The organism is Loktanella atrilutea (assembly GCF_900128995.1).
In the GTDB taxonomy this organism is placed as follows: Bacteria; Pseudomonadota; Alphaproteobacteria; order Rhodobacterales; family Rhodobacteraceae; genus Loktanella; species Loktanella atrilutea.
This window is the reverse complement of sequence record NZ_FQUE01000011.1, coordinates 1-15,851: the sequence shown is the minus strand read 5'-3', so window position 1 is coordinate 15,851 and position 15,851 is coordinate 1. Positions and strand designations below refer to the sequence as shown.

14 protein-coding genes are annotated in these 15,851 nt (G+C 65.3%); 6 read left to right on the top strand and 8 right to left on the bottom strand.

The features are described 5' to 3' along the window. Positions 1-264 precede the first annotated feature (264 nt). The 3 genes from BUA54_RS17100 (at position 265) to BUA54_RS17090 (ending at position 3,291) form a co-directional block, all read left to right on the top strand. Complete coding sequence (locus BUA54_RS17100) at positions 265-1,941, top strand: formate--tetrahydrofolate ligase (RefSeq protein ID WP_072858486.1); 1,677 nt, start codon at positions 265-267, stop codon at positions 1,939-1,941. Between the two features lie 26 nt (positions 1,942-1,967). After that, the gene (gene folD, locus BUA54_RS17095; protein WP_072858485.1) at positions 1,968-2,870 is read left to right on the top strand and encodes a bifunctional methylenetetrahydrofolate dehydrogenase/methenyltetrahydrofolate cyclohydrolase FolD; all 903 of its coding nucleotides are present in this window, start codon (positions 1,968-1,970) and stop codon (positions 2,868-2,870) included. Between the two features lie 112 nt (positions 2,871-2,982). Further along, positions 2,983-3,291: an EthD family reductase gene (locus tag BUA54_RS17090; RefSeq protein WP_072858484.1), complete on the top strand. Its 309-nt coding sequence runs from the start codon at positions 2,983-2,985 to the stop codon at positions 3,289-3,291. A 26-nt stretch (positions 3,292-3,317) separates the two neighbouring features. Here the strand turns inward: BUA54_RS17090 and glyA are convergent, their stop codons facing one another. Together glyA and BUA54_RS17080 are read right to left on the bottom strand one after the other, a co-directional pair. Further along, positions 3,318-4,613, bottom strand: a complete 1,296-nt coding sequence (glyA, locus tag BUA54_RS17085) for a serine hydroxymethyltransferase (protein ID WP_072858483.1) — start codon at positions 4,611-4,613, stop codon at positions 3,318-3,320. A 24-nt stretch (positions 4,614-4,637) separates the two neighbouring features. Next, a complete protein-coding gene (locus BUA54_RS17080) occupies positions 4,638-7,388 on the bottom strand; it encodes a phosphoenolpyruvate carboxylase (RefSeq protein WP_072858482.1) in 2,751 nt (916 codons plus the stop codon). Positions 7,389-7,728: 340 nt separating this feature from the next. Here BUA54_RS17080 and BUA54_RS17075 point away from each other — a divergent pair, with 340 nt between their 5' ends. Further along, positions 7,729-9,036, top strand: a complete 1,308-nt coding sequence (locus BUA54_RS17075) for an RsmB/NOP family class I SAM-dependent RNA methyltransferase (RefSeq protein ID WP_072858481.1) — start codon at positions 7,729-7,731, stop codon at positions 9,034-9,036. 4 nt (positions 9,037-9,040) lie between these two features. Here BUA54_RS17075 and pqqE read toward each other — a convergent pair whose 3' ends face one another. From pqqE to BUA54_RS17045, 6 genes are all read right to left on the bottom strand, one after another. Next, positions 9,041-10,159, bottom strand: a complete 1,119-nt coding sequence (gene pqqE, locus BUA54_RS17070; protein ID WP_178352776.1) for a pyrroloquinoline quinone biosynthesis protein PqqE — start codon at positions 10,157-10,159, stop codon at positions 9,041-9,043. Next, a complete protein-coding gene (pqqD, locus tag BUA54_RS17065; protein WP_072858480.1) occupies positions 10,156-10,428 on the bottom strand; it encodes a pyrroloquinoline quinone biosynthesis peptide chaperone PqqD in 273 nt (90 codons plus the stop codon). Before pqqD ends, pqqE begins: the two co-directional genes overlap by 4 nt. Continuing rightward, on the bottom strand, positions 10,428-11,183 hold the full coding sequence (gene pqqC, locus BUA54_RS17060) for a pyrroloquinoline-quinone synthase PqqC (RefSeq protein WP_072858479.1): 756 nt from the start codon (positions 11,181-11,183) through the stop codon (positions 10,428-10,430). The genes pqqD and pqqC overlap by 1 nt, the downstream gene beginning before the upstream one ends. Then, positions 11,180-12,076, bottom strand: a complete 897-nt coding sequence (gene pqqB, locus BUA54_RS17055; protein ID WP_072858478.1) for a pyrroloquinoline quinone biosynthesis protein PqqB — start codon at positions 12,074-12,076, stop codon at positions 11,180-11,182. Before pqqB ends, pqqC begins: the two co-directional genes overlap by 4 nt. A gap of 28 nt (positions 12,077-12,104) precedes the next feature. Beyond that, positions 12,105-12,206, bottom strand: coding sequence for a pyrroloquinoline quinone precursor peptide PqqA (gene pqqA, locus BUA54_RS17050; protein ID WP_072858477.1), 102 nt, complete (start codon positions 12,204-12,206; stop codon positions 12,105-12,107). 79 nt (positions 12,207-12,285) lie between these two features. Then, entirely contained in the window at positions 12,286-14,394 is a 2,109-nt protein-coding gene (locus BUA54_RS17045) for a S9 family peptidase (protein ID WP_072858476.1), read from the bottom strand. 162 nt (positions 14,395-14,556) lie between these two features. Between BUA54_RS17045 and gfa the strand changes: the two genes are divergently transcribed. Further along, positions 14,557-15,138 (top strand): S-(hydroxymethyl)glutathione synthase, encoded by a 582-nt coding sequence (gfa, locus tag BUA54_RS17040; protein ID WP_072858475.1) that lies wholly within the window; start codon positions 14,557-14,559, stop codon positions 15,136-15,138. Between the two features lie 102 nt (positions 15,139-15,240). Beyond that, positions 15,241-15,851 (top strand): alcohol dehydrogenase catalytic domain-containing protein (locus BUA54_RS17035; protein ID WP_178352748.1); only part of this gene is annotated, 611 nt, incomplete at its 3' end.

Below are 15,851 nucleotides of genomic sequence, written 5' to 3'. Positions count from 1 at the left end.
AGGCTTCACCCCTCCCGCCGGTGTCTTCCCCCTCTCTTGCAGGTTGATCGGTGAAAGGCCGTGTGTCTACTGAGACTTTTGGTTGTCGGACAAGGCTTTACCGCATACCGACGTATACAGCATTCCCTGCCCGACCGGGTGGGGCTAGGGTTTCCGTCAGGACGGAAACTTGCCGGGAAACGGCAGTCGCGGCGCGGGGACGATTGCCCAACGGGCGTGGTTCGTGTCAGCACCTTGGCAGAGATGGTTTTGGGAGGAGCCGGCATGGCGGTAAAGACGGATATCCAGATCGCCCGCGAGGCGGTGAAGCAGCCGATTCAGGACGTTGGCGCCCGCCTTGGCATCGGGGCCGGCGACATGCTGCCCTACGGTCACGACAAGGCGAAGATCAGCCAATCCTTCATCTCGTCCCTGCGGGACCGACCGGATGGCAAGCTGATCCTCGTGACCGCGATCAATCCGACCCCGGCGGGCGAAGGCAAGACCACGACGACCGTGGGCCTTGGCGACGGGCTGAACCGGATCGGCAAACGCGCGGCAATTTGCATCCGCGAGGCATCGCTGGGTCCGAACTTCGGAATGAAGGGCGGCGCCGCTGGCGGCGGTCATGCGCAGGTCGTGCCGATGGAAGACATGAACCTGCATTTCACTGGCGACTTCCACGCCATCACCTCGGCCCACAACCTGCTCGCGGCAATGATCGACAACCACATCTACTGGGGCAATGCGCTGGACATCGACCTGCGCCGGATCGTCTGGCGACGGGTGCTGGACATGAACGACCGGGCGCTGCGCGATGTCGCGACCTCGCTGGGCGGCGTGGCGAACGGTTTCCCCCGCCAGACCGGCTTCGACATCACCGTCGCGTCGGAAGTCATGGCGATTCTGTGCCTTGCCCGCGACCTGAAGGATCTGGAACGGCGACTTGGCGACATGATCGTCGCCTATACCCGCGACAAGCGGCCGGTCTGCTGTCGCGACCTGAAGGCCGATGGTGCGATGACCGTTCTGCTGAAGGACGCGATGCAGCCCAATCTTGTGCAGACGCTTGAAAACAATCCGGCCTTCGTCCACGGCGGCCCCTTCGCCAATATCGCCCACGGTTGCAATTCCGTCATCGCCACCACCACCGCGCTGAAGATCGCGGATTACGTGGTGACCGAGGCCGGTTTCGGCGCCGATCTGGGGGCAGAGAAATTCCTGAACATCAAGTGCCGCAAGGCCGGTCTGGCACCCAGCGCGGTCGTCCTCGTCGCCACGGTACGCGCGATGAAGATGAACGGCGGCGTCGCCAAAGGCGACCTCGGGGCCGAGAACGTCGCCGCCGTGCAGGACGGCTGTCCGAATCTTGGCCGTCACATCGGCAATCTGCAGGGGTTCGGCGTGCCGGTGATCGTGGCGATCAACCACTTCTCCGGCGATACGGAGGCCGAGGTAAAAGCGGTGAAGGACTACGTCGCCCGGCAGGGGACGGAGGCGGTGCTGTGCCGTCACTGGGCCGACGGCGGCGCCGGGATAGAGGAACTGGCGCACAAGGTCGTGGCCCTCGCTGACAGTGGTCAGGCGGATTTCAAGGTGCTCTATCCCGACGACATGCCGCTTCTGGACAAGATCGAGACCATCGCCAGACGGATCTACCATGCCGACGGTGTCGATGCGGACGACAGGATCAGAAGTCAGCTGGCCGAATGGCAAGAGCACGGCTATGGCCACCTGCCGATCTGCGTCGCCAAGACGCAATACTCCTTCACCACCGATCCGACCCGGCGCGGCGCGCCGACCGGCCACCGGCTGCCGGTGCGCGAGGTGCGGCTGTCCGCCGGTGCGGGCTTCGTCGTCGCGATCTGCGGCGAGATCATGACCATGCCCGGCTTGCCGCGTAATCCGGCGTCGGAAACCATTCGTCTTGACTCCGAAGGCCAGATCGAGGGTTTGTTCTGATGAGTTCCGCAGCCAGGGAAAATCCGATGACCGCAACCCTCCTCGACGGCAAGGCCTTTGCCGCCACCGTCCGCGACAAGGTCGCAACCCACGTCGCCAACCTCAAGCGCGACCACGATATTACCCCGGGGCTTGCAGTCGTGCTGGTGGGCGAGGATCCGGCCAGCCAAGTCTATGTCCGCGCCAAGGGCAAGCAGACGGTGGAGGTCGGCATGAACTCCTTCGAGCACAAGCTGGATGACGACGTGTCGGAGGCCGACCTGCTTGCGGTCGTGAACCGTTTGAACGACGACCCGGCGGTGCACGGCATCCTCGTGCAACTGCCGTTGCCGGGTCACCTCGATTCCGACCTGATCATCAACGCGATCAACCCGGCGAAGGACGTCGACGGATTTCACGTCTCCAACGTCGGCCTGCTCGGCACGGGACAGAAAAGCATGGTGCCCTGCACGCCGCTCGGCTGTCTGATGATGCTGCGGGATCATCACGGGTCGCTGTCGGGGATGGAGGCGGTGATCATCGGCCGGTCCAACATCGTCGGCAAGCCGATGGCGCAACTGTTGCTGAACGACAGCTGCACCGTCACCATTGCCCATTCCCGCACAAAGAGTTTGGCCGACGTTGTACGCCGCGCCGATATCGTGGTCGCCGCCGTGGGCCGGCCTGAAATGGTGCCAGGCGACTGGATCAAGCCGGGCGCCACCGTGATCGACGTGGGCATCAACCGCATCCCGGCCCCGGACAAGGGCGAGGGCAAATCAAGGCTCGTCGGCGACGTGGATTTCGACAGCTGCGCTGCTGTGGCGGGTGCGATCACGCCGGTGCCGGGTGGTGTTGGCCCGATGACCATCGCCTGCCTGCTCGCAAATACCCTGACCGCTTGCTGCCGGGCCAGCGGCCTCGACGAGCCCGGCGGTCTGACGGCCTGAAGACGGCGGTCGCCCGCCGTCCCGGGCGCTTCGCTGTGGCGCCGCGTGGTCCGCGTCCTAACTGAAAGGGCGGGGGCAGCCGTGCGGCCCGCCAGCAACAGGGAGAAGAGCGATGTCCGTTTCACTGCAGGTGCTGTATCCGACGACCGGCGGCGCCACCTTCGATCACGCCTATTACACCGCAACCCACATTCCGATCGTGGCAGAGCACATGGCGCCCCATGCAGAGCGGATCATCTATGTCCGGGTCGCCGACGGCGAGGACGGCCAGCCCGGTCCGGCCCACGCCGTCGCGACCTTCATCTTTCGCGATGCCGCCGCACGAGAGGCGGCGCTCGCCGCAGCGGGCCCCGCGCTGGATGATATCCCGAATTTCTATTCCGGGACGCCGCAGATGATGATGGGCGACGTCATCGCCTGACGCGGGGACCCGGCACCGGAGCAGCGTCAGTAGATCGGAAAGCGCCGCATCAGCGCGGTTGCCTCTTCGCGCACCTCCGCCTCCATCCCGGCACTGTCGTCGCCACCGGCGGCAAGGCCGTCGATCACTTTCAGGATCATCCGCCCGATGGCGCGGACCTCCCCCTCGGCCAAGCCGCGGGTGGTGACGGCGGGTGTGCCAAGGCGAATGCCGGACGGCTTCATCGGTGGCGCCGGGTCGAAGGGAATGCCGTTCTTGTTGCAGGTGATGTGTGCGCGGCCCAACGCCTCCTCCACCATTTTGCCCGACAGTCCCTTCGGACGCAGGTCGGCCAGCATCAGGTGGGTGTCGGTGCCCCCAGACACGATGTCGACGCCGCCCTGTTGCAGCGTGTCCGCCAAGGCACGGGCGTTGGTCACGACTTGCCGGATATAGTCCTTGTAGGCAGGCTGCAGGGCCTCGCCGAAGGCCACGGCCTTGGCGGCAATCACGTGCATGAGCGGACCGCCTTGCAGCCCGGGAAAGACGGCGGAGTTCAGCTTTTTACCCAACTCCTCGTCGTTCGACAGGATGATCCCGCCACGCGGGCCGCGCAGGGTCTTGTGCGTGGTCGAGGTCACGACATCTGCATAGGGCAGGGGCGAAGGATGCATGCCTCCAGCCACCAGTCCCGCAAAATGCGCCATGTCCACGAACAGCTTTGCGCCGACCCGGTCGGCGATTTCCCGGAAGGCGGCAAAGTCGATATGACGCGAATAGGCGGACCCGCCTGCCACGATGACTTTCGGCCTATGCGCCTCGGCCAAATGCGCAACTTGATCCATGTCGAGGAGATTATCCTCTTGCCGCACGGAATAATGCACGGCGTTGAACCATTTGCCTGATTGATTCACGCTCGCGCCATGCGTCAGGTGCCCGCCGGCGGCAAGATTGAGGCCAAGAAAGGTATCCCCCGGCTGCATCAGTGTCATGAAGACCGCCTGATTGGCCTGCGAGCCGGAATTGGGCTGCACGTTGGCATAAGTGCAACCGAACAACGCCTTCACCCGGTCCCGGGCCAGGTCTTCGGCCTGATCGACAAACCGGCAGCCGCCGTAGTAGCGGCGGCCCGGATAGCCTTCGGCATACTTGTTCGTCATGACCGAGCCCTGCGCTTCCATGACGGCGCGGCTGACGATGTTTTCCGACGCGATCAGCTCGATCTCGTCGCGCTGACGGTCCAGCTCGCGTGTGATCGTGCCCTGCACTTCTGGGTCAATCTCCGTCAGCGGGCTGTGAAAGAAGGCGTGGCGCGTATCTACGGTCTGTGTGGCGATATTCATTGATCTCTCTCCCTGTGATATGATTCAGCCGGTCCAGCCGAGCCCGCTGGAAATGACGTGGATGGACATGAGCAGGCTGTCGACGTCCACCGGATCGGCGGCGTCTGCCCCTCCCGCCCGGCGCACACGGTCCAGCAAGTCGATCTGTAATCGGTGGACGCCGATCATCTGGGGGCGAACCGCGTCGGCCTGCGCGCGGTAGTTGGGAAATCGTCGTGACAGATCGTGGCCCCCGGTCACGCTCAGGATCATGTTGCGTGTCAGATCGTATTCCTGCTCGACCTTGGAAAAGACCGCATCGCGAACGGCGGCGTCCTGCACCAGTCCGGCATAGGCCCGGGCGATGGCCATATCGGCTTGAAACAGCACCTTCTCCGCTTCGTCGATGACCAGCCGGAACAGGCGTGACCGTTCGAACATCCGGCGCAACAGGTCCAGCCCGTTCTCGCCGCGCACCCGCGTAAAGGACGACAGCGCCGATCCGATACCATACCAGCCCGTCAGCATGTGGCGATTCTGGCTCCAGGCAAAGACCCAGGGAATTGCCCGCAGATCGGCAAGGTAGCGGATGCCGGTGCCGAATCGCTTTGCGGGACGCGATCCGATCTTGAGAAGCGCCAGTTCCTCCACCGGGCTGGCGGCATTGAAATAGTCGATGAACCCAGCCGTGCCCGTCAGGTCGAGGTATTTGACCTGTGCGAGACCCGCCAGAGCGGCCATGGCCTCGTTGAACTCCGGCGTTTCCGAAGATTGGCGGTCGTCGGACCTTTCCAGTGTGTGCCGCAGCACCGCTGCGGTCAGGAATTCGAGGTTGCCCAGCGCCGTCCCGCGGTTCGCGAACTTGGCCGATACGATTTCGCCCTGCTCGGTGACGCGCAGGCGGCCGTTCACCGTGCGCTCGGGCTGGGCCGCAATGGCGCGGCCTGCGGGGGCGCCACCCCGGCTGACCGACCCGCCGCGACCGTGAAAGAATGACACGGCGATGCGGTGGCGGGCGGCAACGCGTTGCACGGCCGTCTGCGCCTTCGACAGCTCCCAGTTCGAGGTCAGGAAGCCACCGTCCTTGTTGCTGTCCGAATAGCCCAGCATGATCTCTTGCGTGTCGCCGTGGTCGCGGATCGCCCGGCGCACGGTGCGGTTGGCAAACAGGGTGTCAAGGATATTCGTCGCCGCCCGCAGGTCCTCGATGGTCTCCAGCAGCGGCACGACCCTTATCTGCAACGGGGCATCCTGTGCCGCATCTTCTGCTGTCGCGGTCCAGCGTGCCAGCAGGTACACGCCGAGGATATCGTCGGCAGAGGTGGTCATCGACAGGATGAAGGCCCCGATCGCATCCCGCTCGCGGGCACGGGTCTCTGCCATCAGCCGGAACAGGTCGAGCGTCTCCGCCGCTTCCTCTGGCAGTTCGGTCAGTGTCGCCCGATCCAGCGCCGTATCATGATGCAGCGCATGGGTGATGGCGCGTGACCAGTCAGGCGATCCGATGGCCGGCACATCCTGACCGCGGGCACGCAGCACCGCCGCGACGGTCCGATTGGTCACCGTGGCGTTCTGTCGGATATCAAGCGACGCGGTGTGGAACCCGAAGGTCTCGATTCGGCGCATCAGCGGGCGGGTGCGTCGGGCAGAGGTATTCTGCGCGCCGACCGCCATCAGGCCGGCATCGAGCGCGGCGACGACACTCAGGAATTCGCGGGCGCTGCGAAAGGGCACAGCCTCCGTCGGTCGGCCCGCATCCGCATCCAGCGAGGCGTTCAGCCGGATCAGCAGCGCCGTGGCCCCTTGCCGGAACGGCTCCGCCGCGTTGTGCCAGCGCGTGGTTTCTGCCGCCCGCCCGCAAAGATCCAACTGTTGCGCAATCACTCCCAGAACCCCCTGGCCCACCTCAGCCACGGACAGGCTCAGCGACAGGTCATGGCACATCTGCTCCAGCACCGGTTGGTAGGACCGAAGGGCGGCGAGCCGGTATTCACCCAGCGCGGCGCGGGTGACTTCGGCGGTCACATGCGGATTGCCGTCCCGATCACCACCGATCCAACTGGAAAAACGCAGGAACGGTCCCGGCGCCGGATCGCAGGACACCCGGCGCAAGGCATGGTTCAGCGTGTCGTGCAGGGTCGGGACGGCGTCGTACAGCACTTCGCCAAAGAAATAGAGTCCCCATGCTACCTCCTGCGCGACGGTCGGTTTTTCCAGCCGAAGTTCCCCGGTCAGCCAGAGCAGTTCGATCTCCGATGTCAGCGCCTGCACATGGGCCTCCTCCTCGCGCGGGGCCCATTGCCGGGCGAGGAGGTCCGTCAGGCGGCGGTAGATCCGCCGGTGGTTCGCCAGCACCGTCACGCGCTTCGTCTCTGTCGGATGCGCGGTCATCGTGGGACCGACCCGCAGCCGCCGGATGGCCGCTTCGATCTCCGACGCAGATGCGCCGGACCGGGTCATGCTGCCCAGAACCTCTGCAAAGGATCCGCCGATGTCCGCCGCATCCCCCGCCCTCTCTGTTGCCCGGCGCTTCTGAACCGCCTCGAACTCTCGCGCGATCGCAAGAAGCTGGTGCCATGTGCCAAGTAGTTGCAGCGCAAGGAATCGTTCGCCGCGCGCCACCCGGTTGATCGGCCGGTGGCCGTCCAGCAGCGTCGCGGCATCCGGCAACTGGTCCCGCGTCACCTCGATCAGACTGCGCCTCAGGATCGCGCGGACCTGCGACGTCGCGTCGGTCAGCGCGCGGTCGGCGGCGGCTGGCAGTGATGGCGATGGGTGCGGTCCGGTCTGGAGCATGATCTGCGACCTTGCATCGGGGGTATCCGTCCATCTCACCCGCAACACCCGCCGCGCGACAGAACCGTTGGTATAAAAAGCATCCGCCGACGGGTAGGGCGCCGACTTACCCGTTTGGGCAACGGGCATGCCCACCGACACGGGCTAAGCTTTCCTCGTCAATCTTACGATGGAACGACCCTTGACCTGCCACCCCGTTGCTCACACGCAGATCGCGTCTGCGTACAAAATGGCGGTTTCAATGTATCGGCGCGGGCAGTAGAGAGGCGCCGCGGCTGATGGCCGACGGGCTGCCGGAACAGCACCCACAGACAACCTTCCTAACCGACTTCATTTGACCATGACCCCCGCCGCCCGCCTTCAAGCTGCCCTCGACCTCATGACGGACGTCGACCGCGATCCGCGCCCAGCCGATGCCGTCGTGTCGACCTTTCTGCGCGCACGGCGCGGCATGACCGAGGGTTATCGCGGCGCTGTACTGGACCTGCTGGACGCTGTCCTGCGGCATCGCGCGCGGCTGGGATGGTGGCTCGGCGCGCTGGGCCATGATGATACGCCGCGCGCCCGGCTGCTCGTATGGCTGGCGATCGGCGACAACCGCGGCCCCGACCATGCCGCGCGGCACTTCACCGGAGCAAAGGATGCGCCCGCTGGTCTGACGGCGGGGGAACGTGCCCTGCTGAAACGGCTGCAGGGCAAGAGCATCGCTGACCCGGCCATGCCGGAAGAGGTGCGGCTCGAGGTGCCGGACTGGGCCGCTGGACCGTTGCGACGCCGTTTCGGCACAGAATTCGCAGCCGAAATGGAAGCCGTTTTGACACCTCCCCCGCTTGATCTGCGGGTCAACACCCTTCGCACGTCGCGCAAGGAGATGCTGCGCACCCTCGCGTCTCTGGGTGTGCCGGCGGAGGCGACGCGTCTGGCGCCCGACGGCATCCGGATCAGGGAACGTCTGTCATTGACTCGCCTGAGCCCGCTGAAGACCGGCGAGATGGAAATTCAGGACGAAGGGTCGCAGCTGGTCGCCCTGCTGGTTGATGCGCAGCCGGGGGATCGCGTGGCCGATTTCTGTGCCGGGGCAGGTGGCAAGACGCTGGCGCTGGCGACGCGGATGGCCAACAAGGGTCACGTGGCGGCTTGCGACGTCAGCGCGGGCCGGTTGAAGCGTTGTGCCGAACGGGTCCGCAAGGCCGGTCTTCACAACGTCCAGACCCAGATGCTGACCAGCGAGACGGATCGCTGGGTCAAGCGCCGGAAGGGCACTTTTGACCGCGTGCTGGTCGATGCGCCCTGCAGCGGCACCGGCACGTGGCGCCGCAATCCCGATGCCCGCTGGCGCGCCGCGCGCGAAGAAGGGCTCGAACATCTGGTGGCGCTGCAGGCGCGGATCCTTGCCAGCGCGGCGCGGCTGGTGAAGCCGGGCGGGCGTCTGGTCTATGCCACCTGCTCTTTGCTGATTGAGGAAAACGAGGCACAGATGGCGGCCTTTCTCGCCGCGTACCCGGCATTTCACGTCGTACCGATCGCCAAGGTGGCCCCCGGTCTGGAAGGGCTATCCGCTGCGGAATACCTGTCACTGACGCCGGCCCGCGACGGAACCGACGGCTTCTTCGCTGCCGTCCTGCAGCGTGCGGCGACGCCTCTCTGATACCTCAGGGACCGGTGCGGTAGGTCAGGACAGCTGCGTCGTCGCCCGCGAAATCATCTGCCATCGCCACCATGCGGCCGTGCAGCGGCGACTTGATGCAGACCGGATCGGTTGCCGCCGGATCGCCGGCGATCGCCATGGCCTGACACCGGCAGCCGCCAAAGTCGATCTTGCGGCGCTCGCAGGATCGGCAGGGTTCCTGCATCCAGTCCTCGCCGCGGTAGGCCTGAAAGGCGGCACCCTGATACCAGATCTCGGACAGGGGCCTGTCGCGGACGTTGTCGAAGGTCAGATGCGGGATCGTCTCGGCCGCGTGGCAGGGCAGGACCTTGCCCTCCGGTGTCACGTTCAGGCCGGTCGTGCCCCAGCCACCCATGCAGCGCTTGGGATAGTCGTTGTGGTAGTCGGCGGGAACGTAGTCGAGCACGAGCTGTCCCTTCAGCCGCACGCGCGCCTCCGCCACGATCCGACCGGCCTCGGCCGCCTGTTCGCGGGTCGGCATCATGGCGGCGCGGTTTTCCATCGCCCAGCCGTGGAACTGCACGATGGCGACCTCGATCCGCCGGGCCTTCATCTCGACCGCCATCTCGATGGCGCGGGGCAGCTGGTGCAGGTTCTGACGATGGACAACGGCATTCAGCGTCAGTGGAAAGCCCGCGTCGACGATCCACTGCGCCGCCTGCATCTTTCGCGCAAATCCGCCGCGGTAGCCGCCGATACGGTCGGCCATCTCGGCGTCGGTGCCCTGCAGGGACAATTGCACGTGGTCCAGGCCGGCCTCGTCCAGTTCCTTCAGTCGTCGCTCGGTCAGGCCGATCGCAGAGGTGATGAGATTGGTGTATAGCCCCACATCCCGCGCGGCGCGCACGAGGTCGACCAGATCGCGACGGGACGCAGGCTCGCCGCCCGAAAGATGCAGTTGCAGCACGCCAAGGTCAGCCGCCTGCCGGAAAACGTCGACCCAGACCTCGGTCGGCAGTTCGGCGTCGCGCTTCGTCAGCTCCAGCGGATTCGAACAGTAGGGGCAGGACAGGGGGCAGCGATGAGTCAGCTCGGCCAGCATCGCGATGGGTGGTTTCGGGCGCACAGTCGTCGCGGCGGTGGGTTTGGCGTGTGTATTCATGGCCGGGTCTCCATGATGCGGCGGTCCATCAGACCTGCCAGAAATTCGCGCATGTCGGTCGTGATCTGGTCGACCGGGGCGTCGTACCGTGCAGCAAGGTCGCCCGCGATCTGCGAGACTGACCGTTCGCCGTCGACTTCGTTCAGGATGGCAAGGCCGACGGGGTCGAGGTTGATCGTCCGTTCCGGCGCGAGCAGTACCCACAGGTCGCGCACCCTGTCGAAATGCAGGCGCACGCCGCGCGGAATGACAGGGATGAAATCCTCCATCAGGAGGCCTTGGCGCGGGCCGGGACAAGATGCGTGCCGGGCTGCCACGCGCCGGGTGGGATCGCGCCAGGCGTGACGTAGGCGGCGTGCAGCGCGTCGAGCTGTGCCCAGAGCACGTCGGTCTTGAAGGTCAGCGCAGCCGCTGCGGCGTCCTGCTTTTCCTGCGTGTCCGCATGGGTCAAAACCCAATCGAGACCAAAGGCCACGTCCTTCGGCGCCTCCGACAGACGGTTGCGGAAATAGGAAAGACTGCTGTCGTCGGCGAAGTCATAGTGCTGCAACAGCCCCTCGATCCGGGCGGCGTGAATTTTTGGCGCGAAGAGTTCGGTGAGCGAGGCGGCCACCGCCTCCAGCAGGGTCTTGTCGCGCACGAAGCGGACGTAGGCGTCGACGGCGAACTTCGTCGCCGCCATCACGCCGTCGGTGCTGGCGACATAGTCGCGGTCGAGGCCGACGGCATCCGCCAGCCGCAGCCAGCGCATGATGCCGCCCTCGTTCTGGTCAGTGCCGTCGTGATCTTCGATCCGGGACCGCCAGGCGCGGCGCAGGGCGGGGTCGGTGACGCGCGACATAAAGGCCGCGTCCTTCATCGGGATGCTGGCCTGATAGTAGAAACGGTTGATGACCCAGGCGCGCACCTGATCGGGAGTGCAGCCACCCGAATGCAGCAGGTGATGAAACGGATGCTTGTCGTGGTAACGCTCCACCCCGATCTGGCGCAAGCGCGCCTCGAAAGCCTCTCTCGACTGGGTCATATCTCGATCTCCATCCCGTCCTGCGCGATCGTCCACCCGGCCTCTTGCGCGATGCGGCGCTGGTCGGAAGTGGGGCGCAGGACCGGGTTCGTGTTGTTCATGTGGACATAGATGCGGCGCCCCGCATCCAGCCCGTCGAAGGCGGCCATCGACCCGTCAGGCCCCGACATGGACATGTGCCCCATGCGCCTGCCAGTCTTCTGGCTCAGGCCCGCAGTTACCATCTCGTCATCCTCCCACAGGGTGCCATCGAAAAACACCACAGCGGCCCCATTCAGCCGGTCACGCAGGTCGGCGGGAAAGGCGGCGCAGCCGGGGATGTAGAACGCATCCTTGCCATCCGCCCGCAGATGCACGCCGACAGTCTGTTCGCCCATCAGGTCGGTCTGCACCGTTGCGCCCTCCAGATAGAGAGGCACCTTGCCCGGCACCGCGAAAAGCGTCGCGGTCAGTCCCTCCGCGATCTCGACCGTATTACCCAATGCGATGGTCCGCCGCGTCACCACGGCGGGATTGAGCGCGGCAAAGATCGGGTTTTCGGCCAGCGTGCGATGAATGTCCGCCGTCGCAAACAGGGTGAACGGCTGCTGTTCGCGCAGCGTCAGCAGACCGGCAACGTGGTCGATGTCGCCGTTTGTCACAAGCACTGACCGCAGCGACAGCGTCCGCAGGTCAGTGGGGTGCAAAGCGGGCGTGCGTGCCAGCTGGTCGCGGATGTCGGGGGAAGCGTTCAGAATCGCCCAATCGCGGCCCGTCGCCGTGAAGGCGACCGAGGACTGGGACTGGGGCGGGATTTCGCCCCGCCGGGCGAGGTTGCAGTTGTCACACCCGCAGTTCCACTGGGGCAGCCCGCCACCGGCAGCGGCCCCGAGGATATGTGCGCGAAAGGTCATTCAGCGGCCCCCCGCGCACAGGCAATTCCTAGAACAGCACGCCGCCGGCGTCTTCTTCGCTGTCCGGGCCGTACATGTTGATTTCCATGCCGCACTCGATTTCGCGGATGATCGGTTTCGTCCAGGCCATGATGGTCCTCCCAATGGGTTGCGTGTCCACAGACTATCAGGACCCGTCGGGCCAGCGTCTATCATACTTATGTCGCAGATCACGTCGAGGAGAGGTCGGCGCCGACCGCCTTCAGGGCAAAGGCATAGGATCGTGCGGCATCCTCCAGCGCAGCGAAACGGCCTGACCGTCCGAAATGGCCCGACGTCATGTTCGTACGCAACATCAGGATGTTCTCGTCGGTCTTCAACGCGCGCAACCGGGCCACCCATTTGGCGGGTTCCCAGTAGGTGACGCGCGGATCCGACACGCCGGCGGTCACGAGGATGGGCGGATAGGCCTGCATCGTCACGTTGTCGTAGGGTGAATAACCCCTGATGTCGTCGAAGGCTTGCCGGCTTTCGATCGGATTGCCCCACTGCGACCACTCGCCCGGGGTCAGCGGCAGCGTGTCGTCGAGGATCGTGGTCAGGACGTCGACAAATGGCACGTCCGCGATCGCCCCGGCCCACAACTCCGGCGCCATGTTCAGCGCGGCCCCCACCAGCAGGCCCCCCGCCGACCCGCCCTGAATGACGATGCGGCCCCGGTCGGTGTAGCGGTCGGCGATCAACTGCCGCGCCACGGCGATGAAATCGTGAAACGTGTTGGGCTTGCCGCCGAACTTGGCGGCCTCGTACCAATTGCGGCCCAGTTCCTCGCCGCCCCGGACATGGGCGATGGCGTAGATGAAGCCGCGGTTTACCAACGACAGGCGGTTGGCGGAAAAGGACGCCGGCATGCTGGCGCCATAGGACCCGTAACCGTAAAGCAGGCAGGGGGCCTTGCCGTCCAGACGGGTGTTCTTGTGATAAAGGATCGTCACCGGCACGAGCGCTCCGTCGTGGGACGGCGCCGCAGTGCGGACCGTGACGTAGTCCGCCGGATCGTGGCCCGAGGGGATCTCTGTCGTCTTGCGCAACCTCCGCATGCCGGTCGACAGGTCGTAATCATAGACCTGACCCGGCGTCGTGGGTGAGGAATAGGTGAATCGGAAGCTGTCTGTATCGTATTCCGGACTGGGATCGCTGCCGAGGCTGTAGGCCTCCTCGTCGAACGCGATGCTGCGCGCCGCGCTGATCGGTTCATCGGCACGCACATAGCAGATCCGGGGGAGGGCGTTGCGCCGTTCGGTCCAGATTGTCCAGTCCCTGTAGGCGGCAATGCCCACGATCATGCGACCCTCCTCGTGCGGGATTAGGTCGGTCCAGTGATCGCGCGCGGGCGTGGCAACCGGTGCCGTCATCACCTTGAAATCCTGCGCGCCATCGGCATTCGTCAGGATCAGGAACGCGTCGCCCTGGTGTTCGATGTCGTATTCCAGACCGGTAGTGCGCGGCTCGATCACCTGCGGTGCCGCGGTCGGGTCGGCCGTCGGGATGACGCTGATCTCGTTTTCGTCGTTCATGCCTGTCGAGATCGCGACGAAGGCCCCGGACCGCAGGCGATGGACACCGACGTGATAGCGCGTATCGGCTTCCGTATAGACAAGCACATCCGTCGCGGGATCGGTGCCGAGGGTATGGCGATAGACTTGGTTCGGGTGATGCCGCGCGTCGACGCGGACGTAAAGCAGCGTCCTCCCGTCGGCCCAGGCGACGGACCCGACGTCCGAAATATGGTAGTCCAGATCGGCGCCCGTGGTCAGGTCGCGGAAGGTCAGGCGATGGAACTCCGATCCGTTCACGTCGGCGGCCCAGGCCAGCGTGCGGTGATCCGGGCTGACCTCTGTCGTTCCAAGCTGAAAGTAATTCTCTGCGGCGGCGACCGCGTTGACGTCCAGCATCACCTCCGCTGTGCCGCCCTCACGCGGCGTGCGGACGAACACCGGATATTCCGCGCCGTCATCGTAACGCACGCCGTAGGCGTAGGGCCCGTTCGGACGCGGCACGCTGCTGTCGTCTTCCTTGATCCGTCCGCGCATCTCGGCCACCAGCCGCGCCTGCAGGTCGGTCGTATCCGCCATGGCCCTGTCGTAATAGGCATTTTCAGCCGTCAGATAGGCGGCAATGTCGGCAGGCAGGCGGTCCGGCGCACGCATTGCCTCTTGCCAGTTATCGGCGCGCAGCCACCCGTAATCGTCGTGCAGGTCGGTGCCGTGCACGGTGATCGTCGCGGGGCGGCGCGCGGCCTTCGGGGCGTCGGGCAGGGCGGAAAAGGTAAAGGGCATGACGGTCCTTGAACTGGGGGCTTGGTCCAGTGTGGGGTCCGGCAGGGCCGATGACAATGGCCGGGGCAGCGGCGTCCAGGACGGCCTCACCTTTTAGGTTGAATTGTCACATGGCGGTGAAGCGCCGATAGTCGCGGGACATGATGAGGGGGGAAACCAGACATGGCCCATGAAGACGTGAAGATCCATCCGGCGGTGGATAACGGTGTAAAGCATGACGAGAAACCAAACTTTTCCGGCGGCACCCTGACCTGCAACTGTGCGACCGACAAGGTCGAGGTGAAGATCAGCGCGCAGACCGCGCACAACCACATCTGCGGCTGTACCCAGTGCTGGAAGCCCGAGGGGGCGGACTTCAGCCAGGTGGCCGTGGTCGACCGCAACGCGGTCGAAGTGACGGCCCATCCCGAAAAGCTGAAGGTCGTGAACGAGGATGCCACGATCCTGCGTCATGCCTGCAAGGAATGCGGCACACACATGTATGGCCGGATCGAGAAGGACCATCCGTTCCACGGCCTCGACTTCGTGCACACCGAACTGTCGGACGAGACTGGCTGGTCCGCACCGCAGTTCGCGGCCTTCGTCTCCTCGGCGATCGAGGGAGGCGTGAGCCCCGACAGGATGGGTGACGTGCGCGCGCGGCTGAATGAACTGGGTCTGCCGCCCTACGATGCCCTGTCACCGGCCCTGATGGACGCGATCGCGACCTTCACGGCCAAGAAGAAGGGCGTACTCCCCGCCTGACTTCGACCGCCCGCGCCGGTGCGGCGCGGGCGTGATCCCCAGTAGAACGACATGCGCGGTCCGGCCCCGACGGGACTGGTGCCGCCAAAGAAGGATGAACCCATGCGAACCCGTGCAGCCGTGGCCCTGAAGGCCGGACAACCCCTCGAGATCATGGAGGTGAACCTCGACGGCCCGAAGGCGGGCGAGGTGCTGGTGGAGATCAAGGCGACCGGCCTGTGCCACACGGACGCCTTCACCCTGTCCGGCGACGATCCCGAGGGCGCCTTTCCGGCGATCCTGGGTCATGAGGGCGCGGGTGTCGTGCTGGAGGTGGGCGAGGGCGTGACCTCGCTGAAGCCCGGCGATCACGTGATCCCGCTCTACACGCCCGAGTGCCGCGAGTGCGAGTACTGCCTCAATCCCAAGACCAACCTCTGCCAGAAGATCCGCACGACGCAAGGCGCGGGCGTGATGCCCGACGGGACCTCGCGGTTCAGCATGCTCGATGGCACGCCGATCCTGCACTACATGGGCTGCTCGACCTTCGCCAACCATACGGTTTTGCCGGAGATCGCGCTGGCCAAGATCCGCGACGACGCACCCTTCGACAAGGTCTGCTACATCGGCTGCGGCGTGACCACCGGCATCGGGGCCGTGATCAACACCGCCAAGGTGGAATACGGCAGCCGCGCCATCGTCTTCGGTCTTGGCGGCATCGGCCTCAATGTGAT

Bases quoted from the DNA above. Each gene is read 5' to 3' on its own strand.
- BUA54_RS17100 (WP_072858486.1), top strand. From the start codon at position 265: ATGGCGGTAAAGACGGATATCCAGATCGCCCGCGAGGCGGTGAAGCAG.
- folD (WP_072858485.1), top strand. From the start codon at position 1,968: ATGACCGCAACCCTCCTCGACGGCAAGGCCTTTGCCGCCACCGTCCGC.
- BUA54_RS17090 (WP_072858484.1), top strand. From the start codon at position 2,983: ATGTCCGTTTCACTGCAGGTGCTGTATCCGACGACCGGCGGCGCCACC.
- glyA (WP_072858483.1), bottom strand. From the start codon at position 4,613: ATGAATATCGCCACACAGACCGTAGATACGCGCCACGCCTTCTTTCAC.
- BUA54_RS17080 (WP_072858482.1), bottom strand. From the start codon at position 7,388: ATGCTCCAGACCGGACCGCACCCATCGCCATCACTGCCAGCCGCCGCC.
- BUA54_RS17075 (WP_072858481.1), top strand. From the start codon at position 7,729: ATGACCCCCGCCGCCCGCCTTCAAGCTGCCCTCGACCTCATGACGGAC.
- pqqE (WP_178352776.1), bottom strand. From the start codon at position 10,159: ATGAATACACACGCCAAACCCACCGCCGCGACGACTGTGCGCCCGAAA.
- pqqD (WP_072858480.1), bottom strand. From the start codon at position 10,428: ATGGAGGATTTCATCCCTGTCATTCCGCGCGGCGTGCGCCTGCATTTC.
- pqqC (WP_072858479.1), bottom strand. From the start codon at position 11,183: ATGACCCAGTCGAGAGAGGCTTTCGAGGCGCGCTTGCGCCAGATCGGG.
- pqqB (WP_072858478.1), bottom strand. From the start codon at position 12,076: ATGACCTTTCGCGCACATATCCTCGGGGCCGCTGCCGGTGGCGGGCTG.
- pqqA (WP_072858477.1), bottom strand. From the start codon at position 12,206: ATGGCCTGGACGAAACCGATCATCCGCGAAATCGAGTGCGGCATGGAA.
- BUA54_RS17045 (WP_072858476.1), bottom strand. From the start codon at position 14,394: ATGCCCTTTACCTTTTCCGCCCTGCCCGACGCCCCGAAGGCCGCGCGC.
- gfa (WP_072858475.1), top strand. From the start codon at position 14,557: ATGGCCCATGAAGACGTGAAGATCCATCCGGCGGTGGATAACGGTGTA.